At 66.9% G+C, this 21,465-nt stretch carries 23 protein-coding genes; 17 read left to right on the top strand and 6 right to left on the bottom strand.

The features are described 5' to 3' along the window. The 5 genes from ACI6S0_RS24885 to ACI6S0_RS24865 form a co-directional block, all read right to left on the bottom strand. Complete coding sequence (locus tag ACI6S0_RS24885; protein ID WP_007406408.1) at positions 1–3,144, bottom strand: efflux RND transporter permease subunit; 3,144 nt, start codon at positions 3,142–3,144, stop codon at positions 1–3. Next, a complete protein-coding gene (locus tag ACI6S0_RS24880; protein WP_007406384.1) occupies positions 3,141–4,631 on the bottom strand; it encodes an efflux RND transporter periplasmic adaptor subunit in 1,491 nt (496 codons plus the stop codon). The genes ACI6S0_RS24885 and ACI6S0_RS24880 overlap by 4 nt, the downstream gene beginning before the upstream one ends. Then, positions 4,628–5,890 (bottom strand): TolC family protein, encoded by a 1,263-nt coding sequence (locus tag ACI6S0_RS24875; RefSeq protein ID WP_013039107.1) that lies wholly within the window; start codon positions 5,888–5,890, stop codon positions 4,628–4,630. Before ACI6S0_RS24875 ends, ACI6S0_RS24880 begins: the two co-directional genes overlap by 4 nt. 63 nt (positions 5,891–5,953) lie before the next feature. Then, positions 5,954–6,211 carry a hypothetical protein gene (locus tag ACI6S0_RS24870; protein WP_007683334.1) on the bottom strand — a complete coding sequence of 86 codons (258 nt, stop codon included), beginning with the start codon at positions 6,209–6,211 and terminating at the stop codon, positions 5,954–5,956. A 77-nt stretch (positions 6,212–6,288) separates the two neighbouring features. After that, positions 6,289–6,651, bottom strand: coding sequence for a hypothetical protein (locus ACI6S0_RS24865; protein ID WP_007406428.1), 363 nt, complete (start codon positions 6,649–6,651; stop codon positions 6,289–6,291). A 243-nt stretch (positions 6,652–6,894) separates the two neighbouring features. Here ACI6S0_RS24865 and ACI6S0_RS24860 point away from each other — a divergent pair, with 243 nt between their 5' ends. From ACI6S0_RS24860 to ACI6S0_RS24815, 10 genes are all read left to right on the top strand, one after another. Then, on the top strand, positions 6,895–7,251 hold the full coding sequence (locus ACI6S0_RS24860; protein WP_004212653.1) for a hypothetical protein: 357 nt from the start codon (positions 6,895–6,897) through the stop codon (positions 7,249–7,251). A 140-nt stretch (positions 7,252–7,391) separates the two neighbouring features. Next, entirely contained in the window at positions 7,392–7,871 is a 480-nt protein-coding gene (locus ACI6S0_RS24855; RefSeq protein WP_007406417.1) for a heavy metal-responsive transcriptional regulator, read from the top strand. Next, on the top strand, positions 7,868–8,089 hold the full coding sequence (locus tag ACI6S0_RS24850; protein ID WP_007406426.1) for a hypothetical protein: 222 nt from the start codon (positions 7,868–7,870) through the stop codon (positions 8,087–8,089). The genes ACI6S0_RS24855 and ACI6S0_RS24850 overlap by 4 nt, the downstream gene beginning before the upstream one ends. A 59-nt stretch (positions 8,090–8,148) precedes the next feature. Then, entirely contained in the window at positions 8,149–8,469 is a 321-nt protein-coding gene (locus ACI6S0_RS24845) for a hypothetical protein (RefSeq protein WP_122129102.1), read from the top strand. Between the two features lie 23 nt (positions 8,470–8,492). Next, the gene (locus ACI6S0_RS24840; RefSeq protein WP_122129101.1) at positions 8,493–10,403 is read left to right on the top strand and encodes a 2Fe-2S iron-sulfur cluster-binding protein; all 1,911 of its coding nucleotides are present in this window, start codon (positions 8,493–8,495) and stop codon (positions 10,401–10,403) included. Continuing rightward, a complete protein-coding gene (locus ACI6S0_RS24835) occupies positions 10,403–11,131 on the top strand; it encodes a hypothetical protein (RefSeq protein ID WP_007406424.1) in 729 nt (242 codons plus the stop codon). The genes ACI6S0_RS24840 and ACI6S0_RS24835 overlap by 1 nt, the downstream gene beginning before the upstream one ends. Next, positions 11,128–11,850, top strand: a complete 723-nt coding sequence (locus ACI6S0_RS24830; RefSeq protein ID WP_007406380.1) for a hypothetical protein — start codon at positions 11,128–11,130, stop codon at positions 11,848–11,850. The genes ACI6S0_RS24835 and ACI6S0_RS24830 overlap by 4 nt, the downstream gene beginning before the upstream one ends. After that, positions 11,837–12,280: a DUF1622 domain-containing protein gene (locus tag ACI6S0_RS24825; protein WP_007683337.1), complete on the top strand. Its 444-nt coding sequence runs from the start codon at positions 11,837–11,839 to the stop codon at positions 12,278–12,280. The genes ACI6S0_RS24830 and ACI6S0_RS24825 overlap by 14 nt, the downstream gene beginning before the upstream one ends. Positions 12,281–12,294: 14 nt before the next feature. Beyond that, positions 12,295–12,735, top strand: coding sequence for a four-helix bundle copper-binding protein (locus tag ACI6S0_RS24820; RefSeq protein ID WP_007683338.1), 441 nt, complete (start codon positions 12,295–12,297; stop codon positions 12,733–12,735). Positions 12,736–12,866: 131 nt separating this feature from the next. Beyond that, a complete protein-coding gene (locus ACI6S0_RS24815; RefSeq protein WP_013039105.1) occupies positions 12,867–13,157 on the top strand; it encodes a hypothetical protein in 291 nt (96 codons plus the stop codon). A gap of 351 nt (positions 13,158–13,508) precedes the next feature. Here ACI6S0_RS24815 and ACI6S0_RS24810 read toward each other — a convergent pair whose 3' ends face one another. After that, positions 13,509–13,649 carry a hypothetical protein gene (locus tag ACI6S0_RS24810; protein ID WP_242003392.1) on the bottom strand — a complete coding sequence of 47 codons (141 nt, stop codon included), beginning with the start codon at positions 13,647–13,649 and terminating at the stop codon, positions 13,509–13,511. Positions 13,650–13,673: 24 nt separating this feature from the next. On the opposite strand from ACI6S0_RS24810, the gene ACI6S0_RS24805 reads away from it, so the two are divergent. The 7 genes from ACI6S0_RS24805 to ACI6S0_RS24775 all read left to right on the top strand — a co-directional run bounded on the left by ACI6S0_RS24805 (position 13,674) and on the right by ACI6S0_RS24775 (position 21,363). Continuing rightward, positions 13,674–13,892, top strand: coding sequence for a hypothetical protein (locus tag ACI6S0_RS24805; protein ID WP_236617702.1), 219 nt, complete (start codon positions 13,674–13,676; stop codon positions 13,890–13,892). Between the two features lie 442 nt (positions 13,893–14,334). Beyond that, a complete protein-coding gene (locus tag ACI6S0_RS24800) occupies positions 14,335–15,855 on the top strand; it encodes an aldehyde dehydrogenase family protein (RefSeq protein ID WP_007683341.1) in 1,521 nt (506 codons plus the stop codon). Positions 15,856–15,881: 26 nt separating this feature from the next. Then, positions 15,882–16,907 (top strand): alcohol dehydrogenase AdhP, encoded by a 1,026-nt coding sequence (adhP, locus tag ACI6S0_RS24795; protein ID WP_007683342.1) that lies wholly within the window; start codon positions 15,882–15,884, stop codon positions 16,905–16,907. Between the two features lie 25 nt (positions 16,908–16,932). Then, positions 16,933–18,639: a copper resistance system multicopper oxidase gene (locus tag ACI6S0_RS24790; RefSeq protein WP_007683343.1), complete on the top strand. Its 1,707-nt coding sequence runs from the start codon at positions 16,933–16,935 to the stop codon at positions 18,637–18,639. Then, a complete protein-coding gene (locus tag ACI6S0_RS24785) occupies positions 18,636–19,622 on the top strand; it encodes a copper resistance protein B (protein WP_009823975.1) in 987 nt (328 codons plus the stop codon). Before ACI6S0_RS24790 ends, ACI6S0_RS24785 begins: the two co-directional genes overlap by 4 nt. Continuing rightward, the gene (locus tag ACI6S0_RS24780; RefSeq protein ID WP_015449261.1) at positions 19,616–20,857 is read left to right on the top strand and encodes an MFS transporter; all 1,242 of its coding nucleotides are present in this window, start codon (positions 19,616–19,618) and stop codon (positions 20,855–20,857) included. Before ACI6S0_RS24785 ends, ACI6S0_RS24780 begins: the two co-directional genes overlap by 7 nt. 68 nt (positions 20,858–20,925) lie before the next feature. Then, the gene (locus tag ACI6S0_RS24775; protein WP_020820514.1) at positions 20,926–21,363 is read left to right on the top strand and encodes a DUF411 domain-containing protein; all 438 of its coding nucleotides are present in this window, start codon (positions 20,926–20,928) and stop codon (positions 21,361–21,363) included. Positions 21,364–21,465: the final 102 nt, after the last annotated feature.

Here is a 21,465-nt window from a genome sequence, read left to right as displayed (position 1 = left end):
TCATGATGAAACGGGTTGAGGGATGGGATCGGTCTTGGGCCGGCGCAACAGCAGGTAGGCGGCGGGCAGGACGAACATTGAGAGCAAGGGCGCGGTCAGCATGCCGCCGATCATCGGCGCGGCAATCCGGCTCATGACCTCCGAACCCGCGCCTGATCCCAGCAGGATCGGCAGCAGGCCGGCCAGGATCACCGCCACCGTCATCGCCTTGGGACGGACGCGCAGCAGCGCGCCTTCGCGCACGGCGGCCTCGACCTCGGCAGCGTCCGGATGTGCGCCGCGCTCGGCCAGCGCGTTCTTGAGATAGATCAGCATCACCACCCCGAACTCGGCGGAGACGCCGGCGAGCGCGATGAACCCGACCCCGGTGGCGATCGACTGGTTGAACCCCAGCAGATAAAGCGTCCAGATGCCGCCGGTCAGCGCAAACGGCAGCGTCCCCATGATCAGCGCCGCCTCGTCGAAGCGGCCGAAGATGAGGTAGAGCAGCACGAAGATGATCAGCAGCGTCGCGGGCACGACCAGCTTCAAGCGGTCGACCGCGCGCTCGAGATATTCGAACTGGCCAGAGTAAGCGATGCTGACCCCAGGCGAGAGCCTGACCTGTTTCGCCACCGCACGCTGCAGATCGCCGACCACCGAGGCAAGATCGCGCCCGCGCACATCGACGTAGACCCAGGTCGAAGGCCGGGCATTCTCGGTCTTGAGCATCGGCGGTCCCTCGGCGATCGAGACGTTTGCCACGGTGCCCAAGGTGATCTGCTGGCCCGCGGGCGTCAGGATCGGTAGCGCCCGCAGCCTTTCGAGGCTGTCGCGCAATTCGCGCGGATAGCGCACGCTGATCGGATAGCGGGCGAGGCCCTCGACCGTCTCGCCGATCGTCTCGCCGCCGATCGCGCCGGAGACGATGGCCTGGACGTCGGCGATGTTGAGCCCGAACCGCGCGGCGGCGGCGCGGTCTATGTCGACATCGACATAGCGTCCGCCGGTCAGCCGCTCGGCGAGCGCCGAGCTGACGCCGGGCACGCTCCTGGCCACGGTCTCGACATCATGCGCGATGCGGTCGAGCTCGGCGAGGTCACTGCCCGACACCTTGACCCCGATCGGGCTCTTGATGCCCGTCGCGAGCATGTCGATGCGGTTGCGGATCGGCGGCACCCAGATATTGGCGAGACCCGGAAGCTTCACCCGGCGATCGAGCTCGTCGACAAGGCGTTCGGGCGTCATGCCCGACCGCCACTGGTCGCGGGGCTTGAATTGGATCGTCGTCTCGAACATTTCGAGCGGCGCGGGATCGGTCGCGGTCTCGGCGCGGCCGGCCTTGCCGAACACGCTTTCGACTTCGGGCACGGTCTTGATCAGGCGGTCGGTCTGCTGGAGCAGCTCACTCGCCTTGGCGGCCGAGAGGCCCGGCAGCGCCGAGGGCATGTAGAGCAGGTCGCCCTCGTCGAGATTGGGCATGAACTCGCCGCCGAGCCGGCTGAGCGGCCAGGCCGTGGTGGCGAACACCAGAGCCGCGATCAGCAGCACTGCCTTGGGCCGCTTCATCGTCCAGTCGATCGCGGGCCGGTAGATATTGGTGAGCCAGCGATTGACCGGATTGGCCTGCTCGGCCGGAATGCGGCCCCGGATCAGCCAGCCCATCAGGATCGGCACCAGGGTCACCGACAGGATCGCGGCCGCGCCCATCGCATAGGTCTTGGTGAAGGCGAGCGGCGCGAACAGCCGGCCTTCCTGCGCCTCCAGGGTGAAGACCGGAATGAACGACAGCGTGATGATCAGCAGGCTGAAGAACAGCGCCGGCCCGACCTCGGCCGCCGCCTCGGTGACGACGATCCAGCGCATCTCGCCATCGAGATGTCTGTCCGGGTGATCCTGCTCCCAGCGTTCGATCCTCTTGTGGGCGTTCTCGATCATGACGACCGCCGCATCCACCATCGCGCCGATGGCGATGGCGATGCCGCCCAGCGACATGATGTTGGCGTTCACCCCCTGGAACCGCATTACGACGAACGCGGCCAGCACACCGAGCGGCAAGGTCAGGATCGCGACCAGCGCCGAGCGGACGTGCCAGAGGAACAGGGCGCAGACCAATGCGACGACGATGAACTCCTCGACCAGCTTGCGGGTGAGGTTCTCGACCGCGCGATCGATCAGCTGCGAGCGGTCATAGACCGTGACCACCTCGACGCCCGGCGGCAGGCTTTTCCTGAGATCGGCGAGCTTGTCCTTGACCGCCGCGATGGTCTCACGGGCGTTCTTGCCTGACCGAAGAATAACGACGCCGCCGGCGACCTCGCCTTCGCCGTTCAGTTCGGCGATGCCGCGCCGCATCTCGGGGCCGACCTGGATCGTGGCGACATCGCCGAGCCGGACGGGCACGCCGCCCGCCGCAGTCTTGAGCGGGATTGCCCGGAAATCGTCGAGCGTTTTCAGATAGCCCGAGGCGCGGACCATATATTCGGCCTCGGCCATTTCCAGCACCGAGCCGCCGGCTTCCTGATTGGCTTGGCTGATCGCCTGCACTGCCTGGGCGTGGGTTACGCCGTAGGCCGCGAGCTTCACCGGATCGAGCAGCACCTGGTACTGCTTGACCATGCCGCCGATGCTGGCGACTTCGGCCACGCCGGTCACGGTCTTCAGCTCGTAGCGCAGGAACCAGTCCTGCAACCCGCGAAGCTGCGAGAGATCGTGCCGGCCGGTGCGGTCGACCAGCGCATATTCATAGACCCAGCCGACCCCGGTCGCGTCCGGCCCGAGCGCGCTGCGGGCGCTGGCCGGCAACCGACCCTGGACCTGGTTGAGATATTCGAGCACGCGGCTGCGCGCCCAGTAGAGATCGGTGCCGTCCTCGAAGATCACATAGACGAAGCTGTCGCCGAAGAAGCTATAGCCGCGCACCGTCTTGGCGCCGGGCACCGACAGCATGGTGGTGGTGAGCGGATAGGTGATCTGGTTCTCGACGATCTGCGGCGCCTGACCCGGATAGGAAGTGCGGATCACGACCTGCACGTCGGAAAGATCGGGCAGCGCGTCGATCGGGGTCGAGCGCACCGCCCACAGGCCCGCGCCGACCAGCGCGAGCATGCCGAGCACGACGAAGAAGCGGTTCCTCACCGACCAGCGGATGAGATGGGCGATCACTGGCCCGCCACCTTCGCCATATGCCGCAGCGTCGGTCCCGCCGGGGGCCGGTCGAACCCGAACCGGACCCGGTCACCCGCCTTGAAGCCGCGCGCGATGCCCGGATTGGCGAGCGCGAAGGTCATCGTCATCGCCGGCCAGTCGAGCGCGGGAACGGGCTCGTGGCTGAGCGTCACCGAATTGGCCGTGATCCGCTCGATCTTGCCCGTCGTCTCGTACAGCGTGGCTTTCGACGCTGGCGCGGCGATGGTCGCCGATGCCGCACCGCCGCCGATCGGCCGCGCCTCGATTCCCGACAGGCTCGCCTCGGAATCGATCAGGAACTGCCCCGAGACGACGACGTTCTCGCCGGGCGACAGGCCGGCAAGGATCTCGGTCTCGCCGCCTGCCTCGCGGCCGATGCGGACCTCGGCGGGATGATAGCGCCCGTCGCCTGCGGCCAGCATGACGAGCGTGCGCCTGCCCGTGCGGATCACCGCTTCGCTCGGCACCAGCAGCGCCGGCTTGGCATCGCCGCCAAGCGCGACGCTGGCGAACATGCCCGGCCGCAACCGGCCGTCCCGGTTGGGCAGCTCGATCCGCACGGTGAGCGTGCGGCTGTCGGCCTGCGTGGTCGGCAGGATCGCGATCACCCGGCCGGCGAAGCGCTCGCCGGGGAAGCCCGCCAGCGTGGTGCTGGCATTCTGGCCGACCCGGACATCGCCCGCGCGCGCTTCGGGCACCGCGGCATTGAGCCAGACGGTGCCGAGCCCGCTTACCTGGGCGAGCGTCTGGCCCATGGCGAGCGTCACGCCGGCACGGGCGTCGAGCGTCTGGATCGTGCCCGAGATCGGCGTCGTGATCGTCACCACGCCGTTCGGGCGTCCGCTCCGCTCGACGCTGGCGATGAGGCCGTCGGACATGCCCATCAGCCGCAGTCGCTGGCGCGCGGCCGCGGTGAGGTCGGGCTTGCCGAGCCGCCTGACGCTCAGATATTCGGTCTGCGCGCCGCCCCATTCGGGCAGGAGCAGGTCCGCGATCGGCGCGCCGGCGCGGACCACGTCCCCGGGCGCTCGCGCATAGACGCGGCTCACGAACCCGCCCGAACGCGCCTGGATGACGGCGACGTCGCGCTGGTTGAAGTCGATCGTGCCGGTGACCTCGAGGGCCGAGGCAAGGCTGCCCATCTTCGCCGCGACGACCCGCAATCCCAGGCTCTGCCGCGCGGCGGGATCGACGGCGACCGTGGGGGCCGCGCCGGCGCTTCCTCCGTCCGCGTATCGCGGCACGAGCTGCATATCCATGAAGGGCGACTTGCCGGGCTTGTCGAACTTCTGGTTGGGGAACATCGGATCGTACCAGTAAAGGACTTTGCCTGCCCCGGCGGGCGTGGTCGCCTCCGATTGCGGTGCCTGGCGATGGCCAGCCCAATAGCCTGTGCCGCCGGCCAGCAGCGCGACAGCCAGGATCGATGCGCCCCAGCGCAGCGCGGATTTATCGAGCGTCATGGCCGCTCCTCCCCATAGGTGATAGTGATGCGGACCGCGTCGCGCGCGACGTCGGCTTCGCGGTTGAGCGCCTCGACCTCGGCCTCCGCGAGCCCGAGCGTCGTGAGCAGCGCGGCGCCAAGGTCGAGCTTGCCGGCGCCATAGCTGTCGCGGTCGAGCTCGGCGCGGTGCCTGGCGAGTGGCACCAGCGTCTCGCGGGCATTGCGCAACCGGGAGAGATGCATGGCATGGTCTGCGAGATCGGCGTCGAGCTGCGCCACCAGCTCGCGGCGGATCGCCTCGCGGTCGAACCGACCCCCTTGCGCAAGGCTCTCGCTTGCAGCGATCCTGGGGTTCTGGCGCTTGCCGGCGAACAGCGGCAGGTCGATCGACACGCCGACCGAGGCCATGTCGCCGTACATGGGATCGCGCCGGCCATAGGTGACGCCGACCTTCCAGTCGGGGCGCTTGTCGGCGCGCGCGAGACGCACGTCCGCTTCGGCGACTGCGATCCGCGCGTCCTGCGCGCGCAGGGCGGGAAGCGCATCGATCCCGGCCCGCAGCCGGATCGGATCGACATCGAGCATCGGCGGGTCGCCCGTCGCCTGCGGGTCGGGGTCGCCGGTATAGCGCGCGAGCCGGGCCCGCGCCTGCGCCACCACCGCAGCCATCTCGGCGCGGCGATCGGCGATGGCGGCGCGGAGCTGGTCGGGCTCGAGCGCCTGGCTCGGGCGCGCGCTGCCCGACGCCAGGCGTGCGGTCACGGTCTTCTGCAGGTCGTCGAGGCTGGCATCGAGCAGGTCGAGCTGCCGGAGCCGGCGTTCTCCATAATAGAGATCGACCCAGGCGAGGGCGGTCTCGAGCCGCACGTTGCGGCCTTCGACCAGCTCGCCCGCCTCGGCGATACCGATATCGGCCGCGGCGCGCGCGGCGCGTGCATGGCGCTTGGCGAGATTGGGGAAGGTCTGGCTGAACCCGATCGTCGCCATAGTGAAATCGTCGCGCGTGAAGCTGCCGGCATTGGGGCCGCTCACCGGGAAGTTCTGCAGGCCCAGGTCGAGCGTCGGATCGGGCAGGCGATCGGCCGCGACCGCCGAAGAGCGGGCGCCGGCTGTCGCCGCCGCGCGCGCCTTGAGGCTTGGCGCGTTGGCGGCAGCGAGCCTCACTGCCTGCTCGTAGGTGAGCGGGCCGGCCGACACCGGCACGGCCCAGGCGCTCGCAAGCGTCGCACCGATAGAGAGCAACAGGCGTCGCACAGCGCGCCTCGGCATCATGATCATGGATATCATCCCCTCATGACAGAGGCGGCGCGCCAAGATGTGACGCGCCGCTCCGGAGCGGGTTTAGCCCTTGTCCGACCTGACTGCGCCGCGCATGCAGTCGGCGGCGCTTGCCTGCATCATCGCGCAATCGCAGCTGGCCATGTCCCGGCTGTCGGGCACCCATATGCGGACACGCGCAGGGCCAGTCGCCCGCGGACCATATTGCGGCGCCGACCGCCATTCCCAATGGCCTTGCGGCGTGCGGCTCGCGTCGGTTGCAAGCGCAGGCGCGGCGAGACTGAGGGCCGCCACAAGGGCGGCCGGAAGCAGTTTGATCATCACGAAAACCTTTGACTGAAAAGAAGGAAACCGGGCGCGCACGCATCGATCGATGCGCGCAGCCCGTGCTCGTTCAATCAGGCAAGGCTGGTGGGAGGATCCGGCTCGGGCGCAACCGCCTTGCCGGTCAATATCGTGTCGGTCGTCCAGAAGCTGGGCGCGTCGTAGAGACGCGCAGGCGCAACGCCGCCTGCCAGGTCCGCTGCGACCAGCGGGATCACGCACCCCATCGCGGCGATGCAATCGAGCGTCAGGCCCTTGCAGGGCTTTTCGCTGGGCGCAGGCTGCTGCTTGGCCATCATCGCCATGCAGTCCGCATCCATGCCCTTGGCCAGCGGCGCGCCTGCCGCCTGCGGCACGCTGTGCGCGGCCGCCATCTGGGCTCCGAAGAGACCGGACAGCGCTCCGATGACGAGCAGGAGGGCGAGCAGGCGTTTCACGGGCCTCGATATCTAGCGGGTTTCGCGGGCGCAGCCAACCAAAGTCTCGCGCCGCGCGGATTTTGAAGTGCTGACGGCTGATTCCGTCAACTCCGCGTCAATAAAGATCCGGCCCGGGGAAGAAGATCGGCTGCGGCCTCTACGTATATCGAGGCTGGACCCGGGACCGTAGTCCCAAGCCTGAAGAGACGCTCTTCCCCTCGGCAAAGTCCGGGCGGTGGCTTACCATCCAAGGAGGTGAATATGGTCAGAAAAACTCTCATGGTCGCGCTTGCCGGCATTTCGATGCTTGCTGCCGTCCCCGCTATGGCCCAGGGCATCGGGCACAGCCTTTTCATGCGCGGCTCGATCGTCGACACGGGCAGCAACGGCACGGTCGTCTGCATCGGCAAGGCCGATGGCGCCGAGGTCGGCCAGAAGCTCGAGGTCTATCGCGTCGTGACCCATCCGGGTCCGTCCAAGGGCGTGGCGCCGACCTATCACCGCCAGCTCGTCGGCCATGTGACGATCGACCATATCTTTGACGATCACTTCGCGCACGTGTCCGTCGCCGACGGCACGCCTGCCAGGCACGACATCGTCGAGCTTCGCAAGAACTGACAAGCCGGTGGCCCGGCGGCACGGGCTGCCCTGCGACGCGTCGGGGCAGCGGGCCGCCGGCGACGAGGAGACCGTTCGGGGTCAAAGCGAAACCGCTTGACCCTGGACCATGGTCCAACCGGCATGATCGAGCGGATGACATGGGCAATTTCAAGATCGGCGAACTGGCCGCGGCCGCAGGCGTGGGGCGGGATACGATCCGCTATTATGAGCGGATGGGCCTGCTGCGCGAGCCCGCGCGCACGGCAGCGGGCTACAGGCTCTACGACGCGACCGACCTCGAGCGCGTCAATTTCATCCGCTCGGCGCAGGAGCTTGGTTTCACACTCGAACAGGCCCGGCAGCTGCTGGCACTCAGGGCGTCGGACACCGCGCATGCCCAGGCCGTGCTCGATATCACGCTTGCCAAGATCGCGGACGCCGAAGCCCGGCTCGAGCGCCTGTCGGATATCCGCGACATGCTGCGGATGCTCGCCGACGAATGCCCGGGCGAAGTGCCGGTCTCCGATTGCCCGATCCTCGCCTTCCTGACGGCGCGGCGGAAAGACCAGCAGCATAACAAGAAACATCAGGCAGCGCAGGACGAACGATCACCACGAGCGAAAGGGGTTTTGTCATGAAGAAAATGCGTTTGATCGCCGTCCTCACGCCGGCGCTGCTTCTAGGCGCCTGTGTGACCACGCGGCCGACCTCGGCGCAGGTCGAGAGTTGCCGGGCGATGGAGGGCAATATGGGTCTCCAGACGCCGCATGATCATGGCGAGATGAAGGGGCAGGGGCGCAACCCGATGAACCTCTCGCACGACCGGTGTCTCCGGATTCTGCGCAGCGCGCAATGAGCCGGTCCGGACGCCAGGGATGGCGCCCGGACACAGTTTTCAAGCCAAGGAGCAAAGCCATGATCGACCATGCGAAGAAAGCCCTTCCACTTGTCGGCGGAAGCCTGTTGCTGGCGCTCGCGCTTTCGGGCTGCGACCGCCAGGCCGACCAGACGGTGCCGCCCGCGGCGAACAGCGTCGCCGCCACCCCGGTCCTGACCGACAGCGGCAACGCTGCAGACGCGGCGCCGATGGACGCGATGAGCAACCAGGCCGAGATGGAGCGGCATCACCGTCAGGCGATGGACCATGACGCGATGCGCGCCGGGGCCGGCAACCAGACCGCGCCGGCACCCGATCCCGCGCCGGGCAATGCGGCGATGCCGATAAAGGATATGTAGGCTCGCACACTAAGGGGATGAGGATGTCCAGGCGGATCAGCCTTCGACGCTTGAGCCTCGGCTGCGCAATCGCTCTCAGCCTGTCCGCGAGCGCGGGCGCGCAGGAGGGCGAGGATCATGCCACGCATCATGGCGCAGGCATGCCGGCCGGCGGGGGCATGTCCGCACCGGCAGAGCCGGGGTCGTCGGACATGGCGAAGATGATGAACCCCATGATGGATCGCATGATCAATGGGGAAGGGGAGAATGAGCACGGCCACGAATCGCGCCGGACCGGCTTCATCTCGCAGCTGCTCGCCTTTCCCGCGCTTGACGAAGCGGCAAGGCAGCGGGTCGCTGCGCAGGCCGGCGAACGGGTAAGCACGGGTCTGGCGATGATCAACGCCGCCTCGGCCGACGGCGCGCGTGCGACCACGGTCTCGGCCCGGCTCGATGCGGCGCGGCGCCTGCGCGAGGGAACCGACCTGTTCCGCTCCGGCACCGCCGCGCAGGGCGCGATCGGGGGCTTGCAGCCGCCCCGGGAGGTCGGGCTTGCCTGGCTGCGCGATCAGCTCGACATCGACCAGGCCGCGCCCGGCCATGCCGATCACTGGTTCGGCATCTCGCCCTCGCACCTCCTTCTCATGCTGTTCCTGGGGCTGGTGAGCGCCACGCTTATCGCGCTGCAGATCTTCCGCCTGCGGCGGATCGGGGCGATCGCCGGCGGTGTCGCCACCGCCAAGGTTCCAGCAAAGCCGGAGCCGAAGGCTGCCCCTCCCGCTACCAGGGTTGCGCCCGCGCCTGCACCCGTTGCCGACAGCGCCGGGCTCGCGCCGAGCAATGCGGCCGCACCCGCTGGGGCGTCGCTGCGCAAGCCCAAAAGCTGGGCGGGGCAGCTGCGCGTGGTCCAGATCGTGCGAGAGACGCCGAGCGTGCTGACCTTCCGGCTCGCGGACCCGACCGCCGACCGGCTGCCGTTCGACTTCCTGCCGGGCCAGTTCCTGCAGGTCGAGGTAGAGCCCGAAGCGGGCAAGACCGCGCGCCGTTCCTACACGATCGCCTCTTCGCCGACCCAGCGGGCCTATGTCGAACTGACGGTCAAGCGCGAGGAGCAGGGCGTGGTCTCGCGATACCTGCACGACAAGGTCGTCGCCGACGATCTGCTGAAGGTCAGCGGACCGTTCGGCGCCTTCACCTTCACGGGAACGGATGCCCAGAGCATCGTGCTGATCGCGGGCGGGGTCGGCATCACCCCGATGATGTCGGTGCTGCGCTATCTCACCGACACCGCGTGGAAGGGTGATATCTTCTTCTTCTACGGCGCACGGTCGACCGAGGAATTCGTGTTCCGCGACGAGCTCGAGCGGCTCGAACGCCGTTTTCCCAACCTCCATGTCGTCGCCGCGATGCAGCGCGCGCCCGGCACCGTCTGGATGGGCCCCGAAGGGCCGATCACGCGCGAGATGATCCTGGCCGCGGTGCCGGAGATCGCGAGCCGGCGCATCCATATGTGCGGCCCGCCGGCGATGATGGGCGCGATGCGCGGCGTGCTGGCGGAACTCGGCGTCCCCGACGCGCAGCTGCACACCGAGGCGTTCGGTCCGGCCTCGCTGCCGGCCGACCACGAGGATCTCGAGGTCAAGCCCGCGCCCCCGCCAGCGGATAAGCCGGCCCCGAGCGCCGAGGTGGCGCCGAGCACGGTGACCTTCTCCGTGTCGGGGGTGTCGGCGGCCTTGCCCGCGGACGAGACCGTGCTGGAGGCGGCCGAGGGCGCGGGCGTCGAGATCCCCTATGCATGCCGTGCGGGCACATGCGGCGCCTGCGTGGTCAAGCTGCTGCAGGGCGAAGTGACGATGGAGGTCGAATCCGGCCTTGCGCCCGCCGACAAGGCGCAAGGCTATGTGCTCGCGTGCCAGGCGAAGGGGACGGGCACGCCGCTCGTGGTCGAAGCCTGATGCGCGAACGCAGCGACATTGCCGTGGGCCTGCTGGTCGCGTTCCTGCTGCTGTTCCCGTTCGGCTATCTCGTGCATGTGTCGCCCCGCTTTCCGGGTAGCCTGGCCGGCGGGATCATCGGGATCGCAGCGCTCGTGCTGATGCTGCTGACGCTTCCTTATGTCGCGGCCAAGCACATCGCCTGGGTCGACAAGGCGCTCTCCCGGGTCGTCAGCAAGCCAACCCTGCTCGCCATCCACATCTATGCCGGCGTGCTGGCGCCGATCCTGGGTCTGGTCCACGCCGCGCACAAGCTCGAAAGCCCGGTCGGCCTGCTTCTGACCGTCCTCCTGCTGATGACGGTCATCACCGGCTTCATCGGCCGCTACCTGCTTGCCCAGCTTGGTCGGGCGCTGCGCGGACGCAGGTCAGAACTGGCCTCGCTTCGCGCCGCCTTCCTCGAGGAGCCGGCGGCGCCGACGCAGGCCGATACCGCAGCCCCGCCGCTGTCGGGCTGGAAGCGCTATCTGTTCGTCGCCGGGGATGCGTCCGCGGGCCAGCGCCCCCAGGACAAGGCGGGGATCGCCGCAGCGCTGGCCGATACCGAATTCGCGATCCGTGCCGAAGAGGCAACCAACACCCTGTTCGCGCGGTGGCGGTTCCTGCACATCCTGCTGGGCTGTCTCATCTTCGCGCTGCTCGCGCTCCACGTCGGCGCGGCGATCTATTACGGGCTGCGCTGGCTATGAGCTGGCAGCGTCTTTCCTACGCCGTCTTCATCGCAGCCCTGCTGGTGATGGTCGCCGCGGTCGCGATCCGGATGCGATCGGACGCGCCGAGGGATGCCGGCCTGGTGGCGCAGCTCGTCTCGCCCGGCCCGCTCTCGAGCGCGCACCAGTCCTTTGCCGGCCAATGCACGGCCTGCCACACGCCGGGCAAGGGCGTCGAAACCCGGACCTGTCTCACCTGCCATGCGGGCACCGATTTCGGGACGAAGCAGTCGACGCAGTTCCACGCGAAAGCGACGCAGTGCACCTCCTGCCACGTCGAACATGAGGGAGAGCGCGGCATCATCCGCATGGATCACGCCGCGTTGCTCGACATGGCGAAGTGGCGGCAGCCTTTGGCGGGCATGTCGACAAACACTCGAAGCCTGACCCCCGAGACCGCGCTCAATTGCGCGAGCTGCCATGCGTTCCGCGATCCGCACCAGGGCCTGTTCGGCACCGACTGCGCGAGCTGCCACAAGACCGACAGCTGGAAGATCGCCAATTACCGCCATCCATCGGTCAATTCGACGCAGTGCGCCGAGTGCCATAAGGCGCCGCCCAGTCACTTCATGGAGCATTTCAGCATGGTCTCGCAGCGCGCAGCCGGATCGAAGGCGCGCGTCGACCAATGCTATGCCTGTCACGCCACCGACAGCTTCAACAATATCCGCAAGCGAGGCTGGTATGATCACCATTGAGGCCGACTGGCTGAGCGCCTTCTTCCGGCTCGCCGTGATCGGCCTGGAACTGGCGGGCACGCTGACCATCCTGGTCGGCGCGGGGCTCGCAACCTTTCTGTTTGCGCGGCGGGCGAGGGCGGGCGACCGAACCGAGGCCTATAGCACGTTCCGCTCGGCGCTCGGCCGCAGCATCCTGCTCGGCCTGGAATTTCTGGTCGCCGGCGACATCGTCAAGTCGCTGGTGATCAACCCGACGCTCGACGATCTCATCGTGCTGGCCGGGCTTGTGCTGGTGCGGACCTTCCTGAGCATCTCGCTCGGGGTCGAGATCAACGGTCACTGGCCCTGGGAGGAAACCCGGATGGCGCGGGAGAAGGCGCGTGCGGCGTCGGATGGGTCGCCGGCGACGGCTGAGGCCGCCGGATGCGGCACACCGCGCAAGGGATAGCCGATGGAGGGTGCATGATGATCGAGAGACGCGAATTGCTGATGGCGGGCGCCGGCCTTGCCGCCGCCGGAACGCTGGCTGCGCCGGCGGCGGGGCAGCAGCATCGAATGGAAGGGATGGCGATGTCGATGACGGACTGCATCGACGATTGCCTGGCTTCACACCGCATGTGCCTCGAAACCGCCGCCTGGCTGACGAAGCAAAGCAGCGCGCTGGCGAGCGCGTCGTTGATCGCCATGCTGAACGACTGTGCGGAACTGTGCCAGGCGACAGCCAACTCGATGCTGCGGGAATCGGCTCTGCACCGCATCCTGTGCCGCGCCTGCGCCGATGCTTGCGAGCGCTGCGCCGAGGAATGCGGGCGTCATAGCGAGGACCAGCGGATCGCGCGTTGCTCGGCCACCTGCAAGAAATGCGCGGCGAGCTGCCGAATGATGGCGGACATGACCGGCTGACCACCCGCTTCGCATATTACGTATACTGCCGGGTCAGGACCGATACCATCTCAAGGGCAAGCTCCCGGAGGAGCGAGAAACGACCGGATCTGAAGCCGGTCGAACGGAAACCAGACTTGAAGGAATCGATAGTGCGCAAGAAAACGGTAGTTATCACTTCGCTCGCAGCCCTCGGCCTCCTTGCCCTCGGTGCCGGGCCTGTTCTCGCCGATGGCATGCCGTCGGACATGCCGGATCTCGAGGAGACGCTCAAGGCCAAGCCTGCGCCGGCTCAGTCCGGCACGGCCCATATGGAGGGCATGCGGCACGGCAAGGACCAGATGCACGGTGAGATGATGCGAGGCCACCGGATGGCCATGCGGGAATCGGGGAGCCAGGAGGGGGCTTCTGACATGTCGCATCGGTCGGGCGGGGGGTGCTGAACCAAAAGCCCATCAGAGGTCGGTTGATCAAAGCCTCACCATACAAGGCGTTGGTATCGTTTGACCGGGCCGCAACGTTGGTCCGCCGTTTCCCCGGCGGGCCAATTGCGTTTCAGAATAAAGGTCTGCACGAGCTTTAATGCGATGCAGTCATGAATCCGCTGGACCCTTGGACCATGGTTTCGCCCGCAAGATCGCGGGCCTGCCAGTCCTGATCCAGTGCGGATTCGTAACTTACGTATTCAGACCAAAGGGCCAAGCCCGCATGAGGGGTCGGTATGGTCGCGGTCGCAAACGGCGATCGGGCAAGGACTCATCATGCGGAGAACCACAATGCGAAAGACGAAACTTCTAGTCGGCGCGATCGGCTGCCTGGCGACCCTGAACTTCGCTGGCGCGGGTCTGGCGCAATCGGCACCCGCCGCGCCCCAGCACGCCCCTGCGCAGCCGAAGCCATCCACCGCCCATGCCCATCAGCAGGGGATGGATCATGGAGGGCAGCAGATGCACGACCAAATGATGCAGGATCACCAAGCCGGCATGCAGAAGCCGCAAGGCCAGCAGGGCGCTGCGGGCATGGCCGGAATGTCTGGTGGCTCGTCGCAGGGGAGCGGTTCGAGCAAGGCTGGCAAGCCCAAGAGCGGTTGCTGCAAGATGCCGATGAAAAAGGCAAAGCCGGCCGCCAAGAAGAAACCGGCCACGCCTATGGCCGACAAGCCGATGAGCGACATGTGAGGTTTCCAGCCCCGAGAACAGACCCCTGGGGCTGAGGGCCCGCCGCTGCCCCCGCGGCGGGCCTGTTCTTCAAGAGGTGTTCCAAGTTTCTAGGATTTCATAACGAGAAGCAGGCGTCCACCGCGAGAGAGAGGAGCCCGCGATGCGTAAAGCTCCAGGAGTTGGCACCGAGCTGCGGGTCCGCGCTTACGATTAAGAGGTCCGACCAAGCATGGCCGGATCAACTTCAGTGACCTCTGCGCCGCGATTGAATGGCGAGAGCCATTGCCTGCTTAGGCGACGAGATAATCTATGAGCTGATGAGAAAATCATCGGCTTCTTTTGCGTGTCCAGCCTGGCGCTTCGTAAAAACTCTGCCTGATTTTTGTCTGCGGAACTTACTTATAGGCCGTCTCATCAGAAGGCCTACTTCATCAGGCATCGGTAAAGATGGAGACAGGCGATGTTCGAGAAGGCGATCGGGACCATCAATGCTGCGGCGTCCTTCCGACACCGCTATGATAATTTCATCGGTGGTCGATGGAGCGCTCCAGCGAGCGGCGAGTATTTCGCGGACACGAGCCCGATCAATGGCGCCCAGATCGCCGAGTTTGCGCTGTCGACGCCGGAAGATGTCGAGCGCGCGCTCGATGCGGCGCACGCCGCCAAGGATCAATGGGCAAGGATCTCGCCCGCCGACCGCGCCAGGATTCTCAATCGCGTCGCCGACCGGCTCGAGGATAATATGGAGTTGCTGGCGCTTGCCGAGACGATCGACAACGGCAAGCCGATCCGCGAGACGCGCGCTGCCGACGTTCCGCTCGCGATCGACCATTTCCGCTATTTCGCCGGCTGCATCCGGGCCGAGGAAGGCGGGATCTCGACGATCGATGCCGACACCATCGCCTATCATTTTCGCGAGCCGCTTGGCGTCGTCGGCCAGATCATCCCGTGGAACTTCCCGCTGCTGATGGCGGCGTGGAAGATCGCCCCGGCGCTGGCGGCGGGCAACTGCACCGTCATCAAGCCCGCATCCCAGACGCCGCTCACCTTGCTGATGTTCGCCGAGCTCACCGCCGACATCCTGCCGCCCGGCGTGCTCAATGTCGTCACCGGCCCGGGACGGACCGTCGGCCAGGCGATCGCCGCCAATCCGCGCATCGCCAAGGTCTCGTTCACCGGCGAGACCGTCACCGGCAAGCAGATCATGCATGCGGCCGCCGACCATCTGATCCCCCAGACGATGGAGCTTGGCGGCAAGTCGCCCAACATCTTCATGGCGGACGTGCTCGACGAGGACGATGCCTTCTTCGACAAGGCGCTCGAAGGCTTCACGCTGTTCGCGTTCAACAAGGGCGAGGTCTGCACCTGCCCGTCGCGCGCGCTGATCCATGAGTCGATCTTCGATCGCTTCATCGAGCGCGCCGTGGCGCGCGTCGCCGCGATCCGCCAGGGCGATCCGCTCGACCCCTCGGTCCAGGTCGGCGCGCAGGCGTCGGAGGACCAGCTCCACAAGATCCTGGGCTATATCGATATCGGCAAGGCCGAGGGCGCGCAGTGTCTGGTCGGTGGCGCCAAGGCGCTGCCGGGCGGTGCGCTCGACCAGGGCTATTTCGTACAGCCGACCGTGTTCGTGGGTCAGAACCACATGCGCATCTTCCAGGAGGAGATCTTCGGTCCCGTCCTGGCGGTCACCACCTTCAAGACGGTCGAGGAGGCGATCGCACTTGCCAACGACACCGCCTACGGTCTTGGCGCGGGCGTCTGGACCCGGAGCGGCAACACCGCCTACCGTCTGGGCCGCGCGATCGAGGCCGGGCGGGTCTGGACCAACTGCTATCACCAGTACCCCGCCCATGCCGCCTTCGGCGGATACAAGGCGTCGGGCTTCGGGCGTGAAAATCACCGGATGATGCTCGACCATTATCAGCAGACCAAGAACCTGCTCGTCTCCTATGACGAGCACGCGCTCGGCCTGTTCTGACCCCTCGCTCAAAAGGAGAAACGGACATGGCGAAAACCATGAAGGCGGCGGTCGTCCGCGAATTCGGCAAGCCCCTGGTCATCGAGGACGCGCCGATCCCGACGGTCGGCCCCGGGCAGATCCTGGTCAAGATTGCGGCAACCGGCGTGTGCCATACCGACCTGCACGCGGCAGAAGGGGACTGGCCGGTCAAACCCAACCCGCCCTTCATTCCTGGCCATGAAGGCGTCGGGCATGTCGCCGCCGTCGGTGCGGGCGTCACCCATGTGAAGGAAGGCGACCGGGTCGGCGTGCCCTGGCTCTACACCGCCTGCGGGCATTGCGTGCATTGCCTGGGTGGCTGGGAGACGCTTTGCCACGAACAGCAGAACACCGGCTATTCGGTCAATGGCAGCTTTGCCGAATATGTCCTCGCCGATCCCAACTATGTTGGTCACCTTCCCGACAATGTCGACTTCCTCGACATTGCGCCGATCCTCTGCGCGGGCGTCACCGTCTACAAGGGATTGAAGGCCACCGAGGCCCGACCCGGCGAGTGGGTGGTCGTCTCAGGGATCGGCGGGCTCGGCCACATGGCGGTGCAATATGCCCGTGCCATGGGTCTCAATGTGGCCGCGGTCGACATCGACGATAGCAAGCTCGACCTCGCTACACGCCTTGGCGCCACACTGACGGTCAACGCGCACAGCGAGGACCCTTCGGCAGCGCTCAAGAAGGCGATAGGCGGCGCGCACGGAGCGCTCGTCACCGCCGTTTCGCCCAAGGCGTTCCAGCAGGCGCTCGGCATGGTCCGGCGCGGCGGCACGGTCGCGCTCAATGGTCTGCCGCCGGGCGACTTCCCGCTGTCGATCTTCGACACCGTGCTGAACGGCATTACCGTGCGAGGCTCGATCGTCGGCACGCGGCTCGATCTGCTCGAGGCACTGGCGTTCGCCGGCGACGGCAAGGTCAAGGCCACGGTCCATGCAGACAAGCTGGAGAACATCAACGACGTCTTCTCCCGCATGCACCATGGCGACATCGAGGGCCGGATCGTCCTCGACCTCGCCTGAACCCGACTTCGCGAAAGTACAGTTCATGTCTCCCTTACATATCCGGCCGATCGCACGGCGCCGTTTCGTCCAGGGGCTGGCGATCGGCGGCGCGGTTGCCGGCTTCGCCCCGGCGCTTCTCGCGCGATCCGCCCCAGTCTCGCCCGCCGAGCTTAGCGGGACCGAGTTCGACCTCGAGATCGCCGAGCTGCCAGTCAACTTCACCGGCAAACGCCGTATCGCGACCGCCGTGAACGGCAGCGTGCCCGCGCCGGTCCTGCGCCTGCGCGAAGGCGACACGGTCACGCTCCGTGTGCGCAACGGCCTCAAGGAGATGTCGAGCATCCATTGGCACGGCATCATCGTGCCGGCGGAGATGGACGGCGTGCCCGGCATCAGCTTTGCCGGCATCGCGCCGGGCGAGACCTTCACCTATCGCTTCGAGGTCCGCCAGAGCGGAACCTACTGGTATCACGCTCACACGCTCGCCGAGCAGACGGGACTCTATGGAGCGATCATCGTGGAGCCGAAACAGGCGCCGGCGGCGCGGGCGCCCGATCGCGACTATTGCATCGTGCTCAGCGACTGGTCGGACGAGCCGCCGCTGCAGATCTTCCTCAATCTCAAGAAGCAGAGCAGCTACTATAATTTTGCGCAGCCGACAGCCGGCGACTTCCTCAAGGATGTCGGCGCCATGGGCCTTGGGAAGGCGCTCGAGCGGCGGCGGATGTGGAACAGCTCGCGGATGAACCCGACCGACTACAGCGATGTCTCTGCCGCGACCTACACCTATCTGATGAACGGCGCGCCGCCCGCCGGCAACTGGACCGGTATCGCCGCGCCCGGCGAACGCGTGCGCCTGCGCTTCGTCGGCGCGGGGACGGCGACGTTCTTCGACGTGCGGATCCCGGGGGTCGAGCTGACGGTCGTATCGGCCGACGGGCAGCCGGTCGAGCCGGTCACGGTCGAGGAATTCCGGATCGGCCCGGGCGAGACCTATGACGTCGAGTTCACCATGCCCGAGGGCGGCGCCCGCACCATCTTCGCGCAGGCGATCGATCGGAGCGGCTATGCCCGCGGCACGATCGCACCGGCTCCGGGCATGGCGGCAGCCGTGCCGCCGCTCGATGCCCGGACCTGGCTCGAGCCGGTCGACATGATGGGCGCGATGGCGACGATGGGCGCAATGGGAGGCGACGCGCATGCCGGGCACGGCATGACCGAGATGCCGGCCAGGGCACAGCACGCCCGCACCGAATATGGCGCCAATACCGACATGCGCGTCGACTATCCCCGCACCAATCTGGACGATCCCGGCGCCGGGCTGCGCGGGCGCGGCTGGCGCGTGCTGACGCTGGCCGATCTGCGCACGCCGGGCGGCGATCCCGACCCGCGCGAGCCCGAGCGCGACATCGAGCTGCATCTGACGGGCAATATGGAACGGTTCATCTGGTCGCTCGACGGCATCAAGCTCAACGATTCCCGGCCGCTGCATTTCAAGCCGAACGAGCGGCTGCGCGTCACCTTCGTCAACGACACGATGATGGCGCATCCGATGCATCTGCACGGCATGTGGAGCGATGTCGAAGGCCCGGACGGCGCCTTCCAGGTCCGCAAGCATACGGTCGTGGTCCAGCCCGCCCAGCGGGTGAGCTTCCGCGTCACCGCCGACGCCATGGGCCGATGGGCCTTCCACTGCCATCTGCTCTATCACATGGCGGCCGGCATGTTCCGGGAGGTGGTGGTCGCATGATCCGGATTATCCCCTCGCGCGGCATTGCTCTTGGCGTTGCCCTCTTCCTGGCGCCGGCGATCACGGCTCCCGCCCTCGCGCAGGATGCCTTGCCCCCGTCGCCCGCCGCCACCCCTGCCCAAACGGCCACTCCCGATCCAAACTCACCTTCCGCGCAAGGCTCTCAGGAGCATGCGGGCATGGACATGCCGGGCATGGATATGACCGACACGAAGGCGTCCGGTAACGGCGCCACGATGGACATGGGCTCGATGCAGGGTGGCAAGGCCCCGCCGGACGCGCGCAACTCGGACGATTATGCCGACGGCTATCGCAACTCGACGCTGCCGGGCTATGAGATGGCCGACAAGCTCTCGATCCCCAAGATACTTGTGGATGAGCTCGAGTTCACCAGCGGCAACGAGGGTCAGGGCGTGGGCTGGACCGTGCTCGTCACCAAGGGTCAGGACAATGACAAGCTCTGGCTGCGCAGCCAGGGGCTCAAGAACTCCCGCGACCAACGTCTCGATCCGGAGAGCAGCGTCGAGGCGCTGTGGTGGCACAGCAAGAACCCGTTCTGGGGCACGCTGCTCGGGGTCAGGCAGGATCTCGGCAAGGGTGCGACCACCTGGCTCGCCGCCGGCGTCGAGGGACTGGCGCCCTATTGGTTCGACGTCCAGCTCACCGGCTATGTAGGAACCGATGGGCGTCTCGCGGCGCGCGCCAAGGCCTCCTATGAGGTCCTGTTCACCAATCGGTTGATCCTTACGCCGCAGGTGGAAACCAATATCTATTCGAAGCGGTCGAGCGATCGGCAGCTCGGCAGCGGCTTCAGCAATGTCGAGCTGAGCGGACGGTTGCGCTACGAGGTGTCGCGCAAGTTCGCGCCCTATATCGGCTTCGTCTGGGAGCGCGCATTTGACGGCACGGCCGATTTCCGTCGCCTGCGCAGGGAAGGGCCTTCCGAACACAGGCTAGTGATCGGCTTGCGCGCCTGGTGGTGATCCGCGGATGGCCACTCGAGGGATCGACCGCGAACGCGCCGCGTGACAAGGCTGGATCGCAAGCCAACGGTCGCTGGCCGGCCTCCTTTTTCGTCTTGTTGCTCGCGGCGGCTGCGGCGTCGGCGGGACAGACGGCCATTCTCGCCTTCCTTCCGGCACTGGTCGACCCGGCTCGTGGCGCGCTATCGTCAAGCGCTCATGATTTTCATGTCGCGAGCCTGACCGCGGTCCATCCCCTGGCAGCCTTGCTGGCGGCGCCGCTCTGGGGCTGGATCGCGGACCGGGTCGACTATCGGGCGATGTTGCGCGCAGCGCTGGTCATCCTCGCCCTGGTGACCGCGCCGATCGGCCTCGTCGGGCTGCCTGAGCTTTATGCATTGCGCCTGGTGGCGGGGATGGCGTCGGCCGCCATCATACCGTTGGGCTTGCTCTGCGCGAGCTTTGCCGCAAACGAGCGCGCGGACCAGGCGCGGCGCTTCACCTGGCTGACCGCCTTCTTGTTTCTGGGCGATCTCGCCGGTCCGCTGGTGGCGGAGGTCTCGGCCGCGATCCTGCCCCGCGCTCCCCTCATGATCCTCGCTTTCGGCATCGGTGCCGTCGGGGCGGCGCTTTGCGCCGTGCGTCTGCCGCGCTGGTGTGCACCTTGCATCGATGGCGGAGACCTGCCCGCGCCGACGCTCGGCGCGACGCTGATCCTGCTTTTCGTCACGATCGTCGCGGGCGGCGGGCTGGCGGCGATGCATGTCAATCTCCTGGTGACGCGGAGCGTCATTTCGCTGAGCCGCGAAGAGATCGCCTGGATGCTCAGTCTCTGCGGATTGGGCATGCTGGCAGCACAGATCTTCCATGCGAGGCTCGATTGGCTGGTGACCATGCCGAGGCGGCTTGCGGGGCTGACGCTCGGCCTGCTGGCTGCGGCGCTCTTCCTGTTCCCTGTCGCCGCGAGCATGGCCGAACTCAGTGGGATCATCGTTGCTGCCGGCTGGAGCTCGGCAACCCTTCGATTGGTCACCAGCTTCTGGATCAGCGGTGCGGCAGCCCCTTCAGGTCTGAAGCTCGGTCTCCAGCATTCCGCCGCCAGCATCGGGCAGGCGCTCGCGCCGCTGGCGATCGCCGTCGTCGCTCCCGGGGCGCAGCACTTAGTCTTGTGGGGGATTGGTGGTCTGTCGCTGGCGCTGCTTGTGTCCTTGCCGCTCGCCTGGAGGCCGCGCGCCATCGTGAAATCTTCAGCGTGATGAGGGGTAGGGGGCATCAATGCGTATAGATCATTAGGAACCCTATCGCATGCTTCCAGGAGCCGTTCATGAAGACCCGTCTTTCTGCCGCCTTGCTGTTCCTCGCCCTGCCCGGCGCAGCGCTTGCGGCGAATGATGTCGTCGTCCACCGGGACCCGGGTTGTGGATGCTGTGAGAAGTGGGCCCAGGCGCTTCGCGCGAAGCTGGGCCGCACGGTCATCATGCGCGACGATGCGTCGCGCGGGGCGCTTCAGCGGAGGGCCGGCATGCCGGGCACGCTGGCATCCTGCCACAGCGCGATGGTTGATGGCTATCTGATCGAGGGCCATGTCCCGGTCGCCGATATCAAGCGCCTGCTGGCAACCCGTCCCGTAGGCGTCAGAGGCATTGCGGTGGCGGGGATGCCGATCGGCTCGGAGGGCATGGAAGTGGCAGGCGCCGCCCGCCAACCCTATGCGGTGGTGTCGTTCGGCAGTTCGGGCCAGAAGGTCTTCGCGCGGCATTGATCACGCACGCCTCGGCTCTCGCTGGTGATTTCCTGTTTGAATGACTGGGACTTGCTCGCCCCCACCTGTATAGTCATTTGATGCATGCTCCCGCTCGCCCCC

The organism is Sphingobium sp. DN12 (genome assembly GCF_051058005.1).
GTDB classification, from domain to species: Bacteria; Pseudomonadota; Alphaproteobacteria; order Sphingomonadales; family Sphingomonadaceae; genus Sphingobium; species Sphingobium yanoikuyae.
The sequence above is the reverse complement of the archived record's forward strand: the minus strand, read 5'-3'. Positions and strand labels throughout refer to the sequence as shown.

Excerpts from the sequence above, each read along its gene's own strand:
- ACI6S0_RS24880 (WP_007406384.1), bottom strand. The coding sequence starts at position 4,631 with ATGACGCTCGATAAATCCGCGCTGCGCTGGGGCGCATCGATCCTGGCT.
- ACI6S0_RS24875 (WP_013039107.1), bottom strand. The coding sequence starts at position 5,890 with ATGATCATGATGCCGAGGCGCGCTGTGCGACGCCTGTTGCTCTCTATC.
- ACI6S0_RS24870 (WP_007683334.1), bottom strand. The coding sequence starts at position 6,211 with ATGATCAAACTGCTTCCGGCCGCCCTTGTGGCGGCCCTCAGTCTCGCC.
- ACI6S0_RS24860 (WP_004212653.1), top strand. The coding sequence starts at position 6,895 with ATGGTCAGAAAAACTCTCATGGTCGCGCTTGCCGGCATTTCGATGCTT.
- ACI6S0_RS24855 (WP_007406417.1), top strand. The coding sequence starts at position 7,392 with ATGGGCAATTTCAAGATCGGCGAACTGGCCGCGGCCGCAGGCGTGGGG.
- ACI6S0_RS24850 (WP_007406426.1), top strand. The coding sequence starts at position 7,868 with ATGAAGAAAATGCGTTTGATCGCCGTCCTCACGCCGGCGCTGCTTCTA.
- ACI6S0_RS24845 (WP_122129102.1), top strand. The coding sequence starts at position 8,149 with ATGATCGACCATGCGAAGAAAGCCCTTCCACTTGTCGGCGGAAGCCTG.
- ACI6S0_RS24840 (WP_122129101.1), top strand. The coding sequence starts at position 8,493 with ATGTCCAGGCGGATCAGCCTTCGACGCTTGAGCCTCGGCTGCGCAATC.
- ACI6S0_RS24835 (WP_007406424.1), top strand. The coding sequence starts at position 10,403 with ATGCGCGAACGCAGCGACATTGCCGTGGGCCTGCTGGTCGCGTTCCTG.
- ACI6S0_RS24830 (WP_007406380.1), top strand. The coding sequence starts at position 11,128 with ATGAGCTGGCAGCGTCTTTCCTACGCCGTCTTCATCGCAGCCCTGCTG.
- ACI6S0_RS24825 (WP_007683337.1), top strand. The coding sequence starts at position 11,837 with ATGATCACCATTGAGGCCGACTGGCTGAGCGCCTTCTTCCGGCTCGCC.
- ACI6S0_RS24820 (WP_007683338.1), top strand. The coding sequence starts at position 12,295 with ATGATGATCGAGAGACGCGAATTGCTGATGGCGGGCGCCGGCCTTGCC.
- ACI6S0_RS24810 (WP_242003392.1), bottom strand. The coding sequence starts at position 13,649 with ATGATCCATCCCCTGCTGATGGGCATGGGCGGTGGATGGCTTCGGCTG.
- ACI6S0_RS24805 (WP_236617702.1), top strand. The coding sequence starts at position 13,674 with ATGATGCAGGATCACCAAGCCGGCATGCAGAAGCCGCAAGGCCAGCAG.
- ACI6S0_RS24800 (WP_007683341.1), top strand. The coding sequence starts at position 14,335 with ATGTTCGAGAAGGCGATCGGGACCATCAATGCTGCGGCGTCCTTCCGA.
- adhP (WP_007683342.1), top strand. The coding sequence starts at position 15,882 with ATGGCGAAAACCATGAAGGCGGCGGTCGTCCGCGAATTCGGCAAGCCC.
- ACI6S0_RS24790 (WP_007683343.1), top strand. The coding sequence starts at position 16,933 with ATGTCTCCCTTACATATCCGGCCGATCGCACGGCGCCGTTTCGTCCAG.
- ACI6S0_RS24785 (WP_009823975.1), top strand. The coding sequence starts at position 18,636 with ATGATCCGGATTATCCCCTCGCGCGGCATTGCTCTTGGCGTTGCCCTC.
- ACI6S0_RS24775 (WP_020820514.1), top strand. The coding sequence starts at position 20,926 with ATGAAGACCCGTCTTTCTGCCGCCTTGCTGTTCCTCGCCCTGCCCGGC.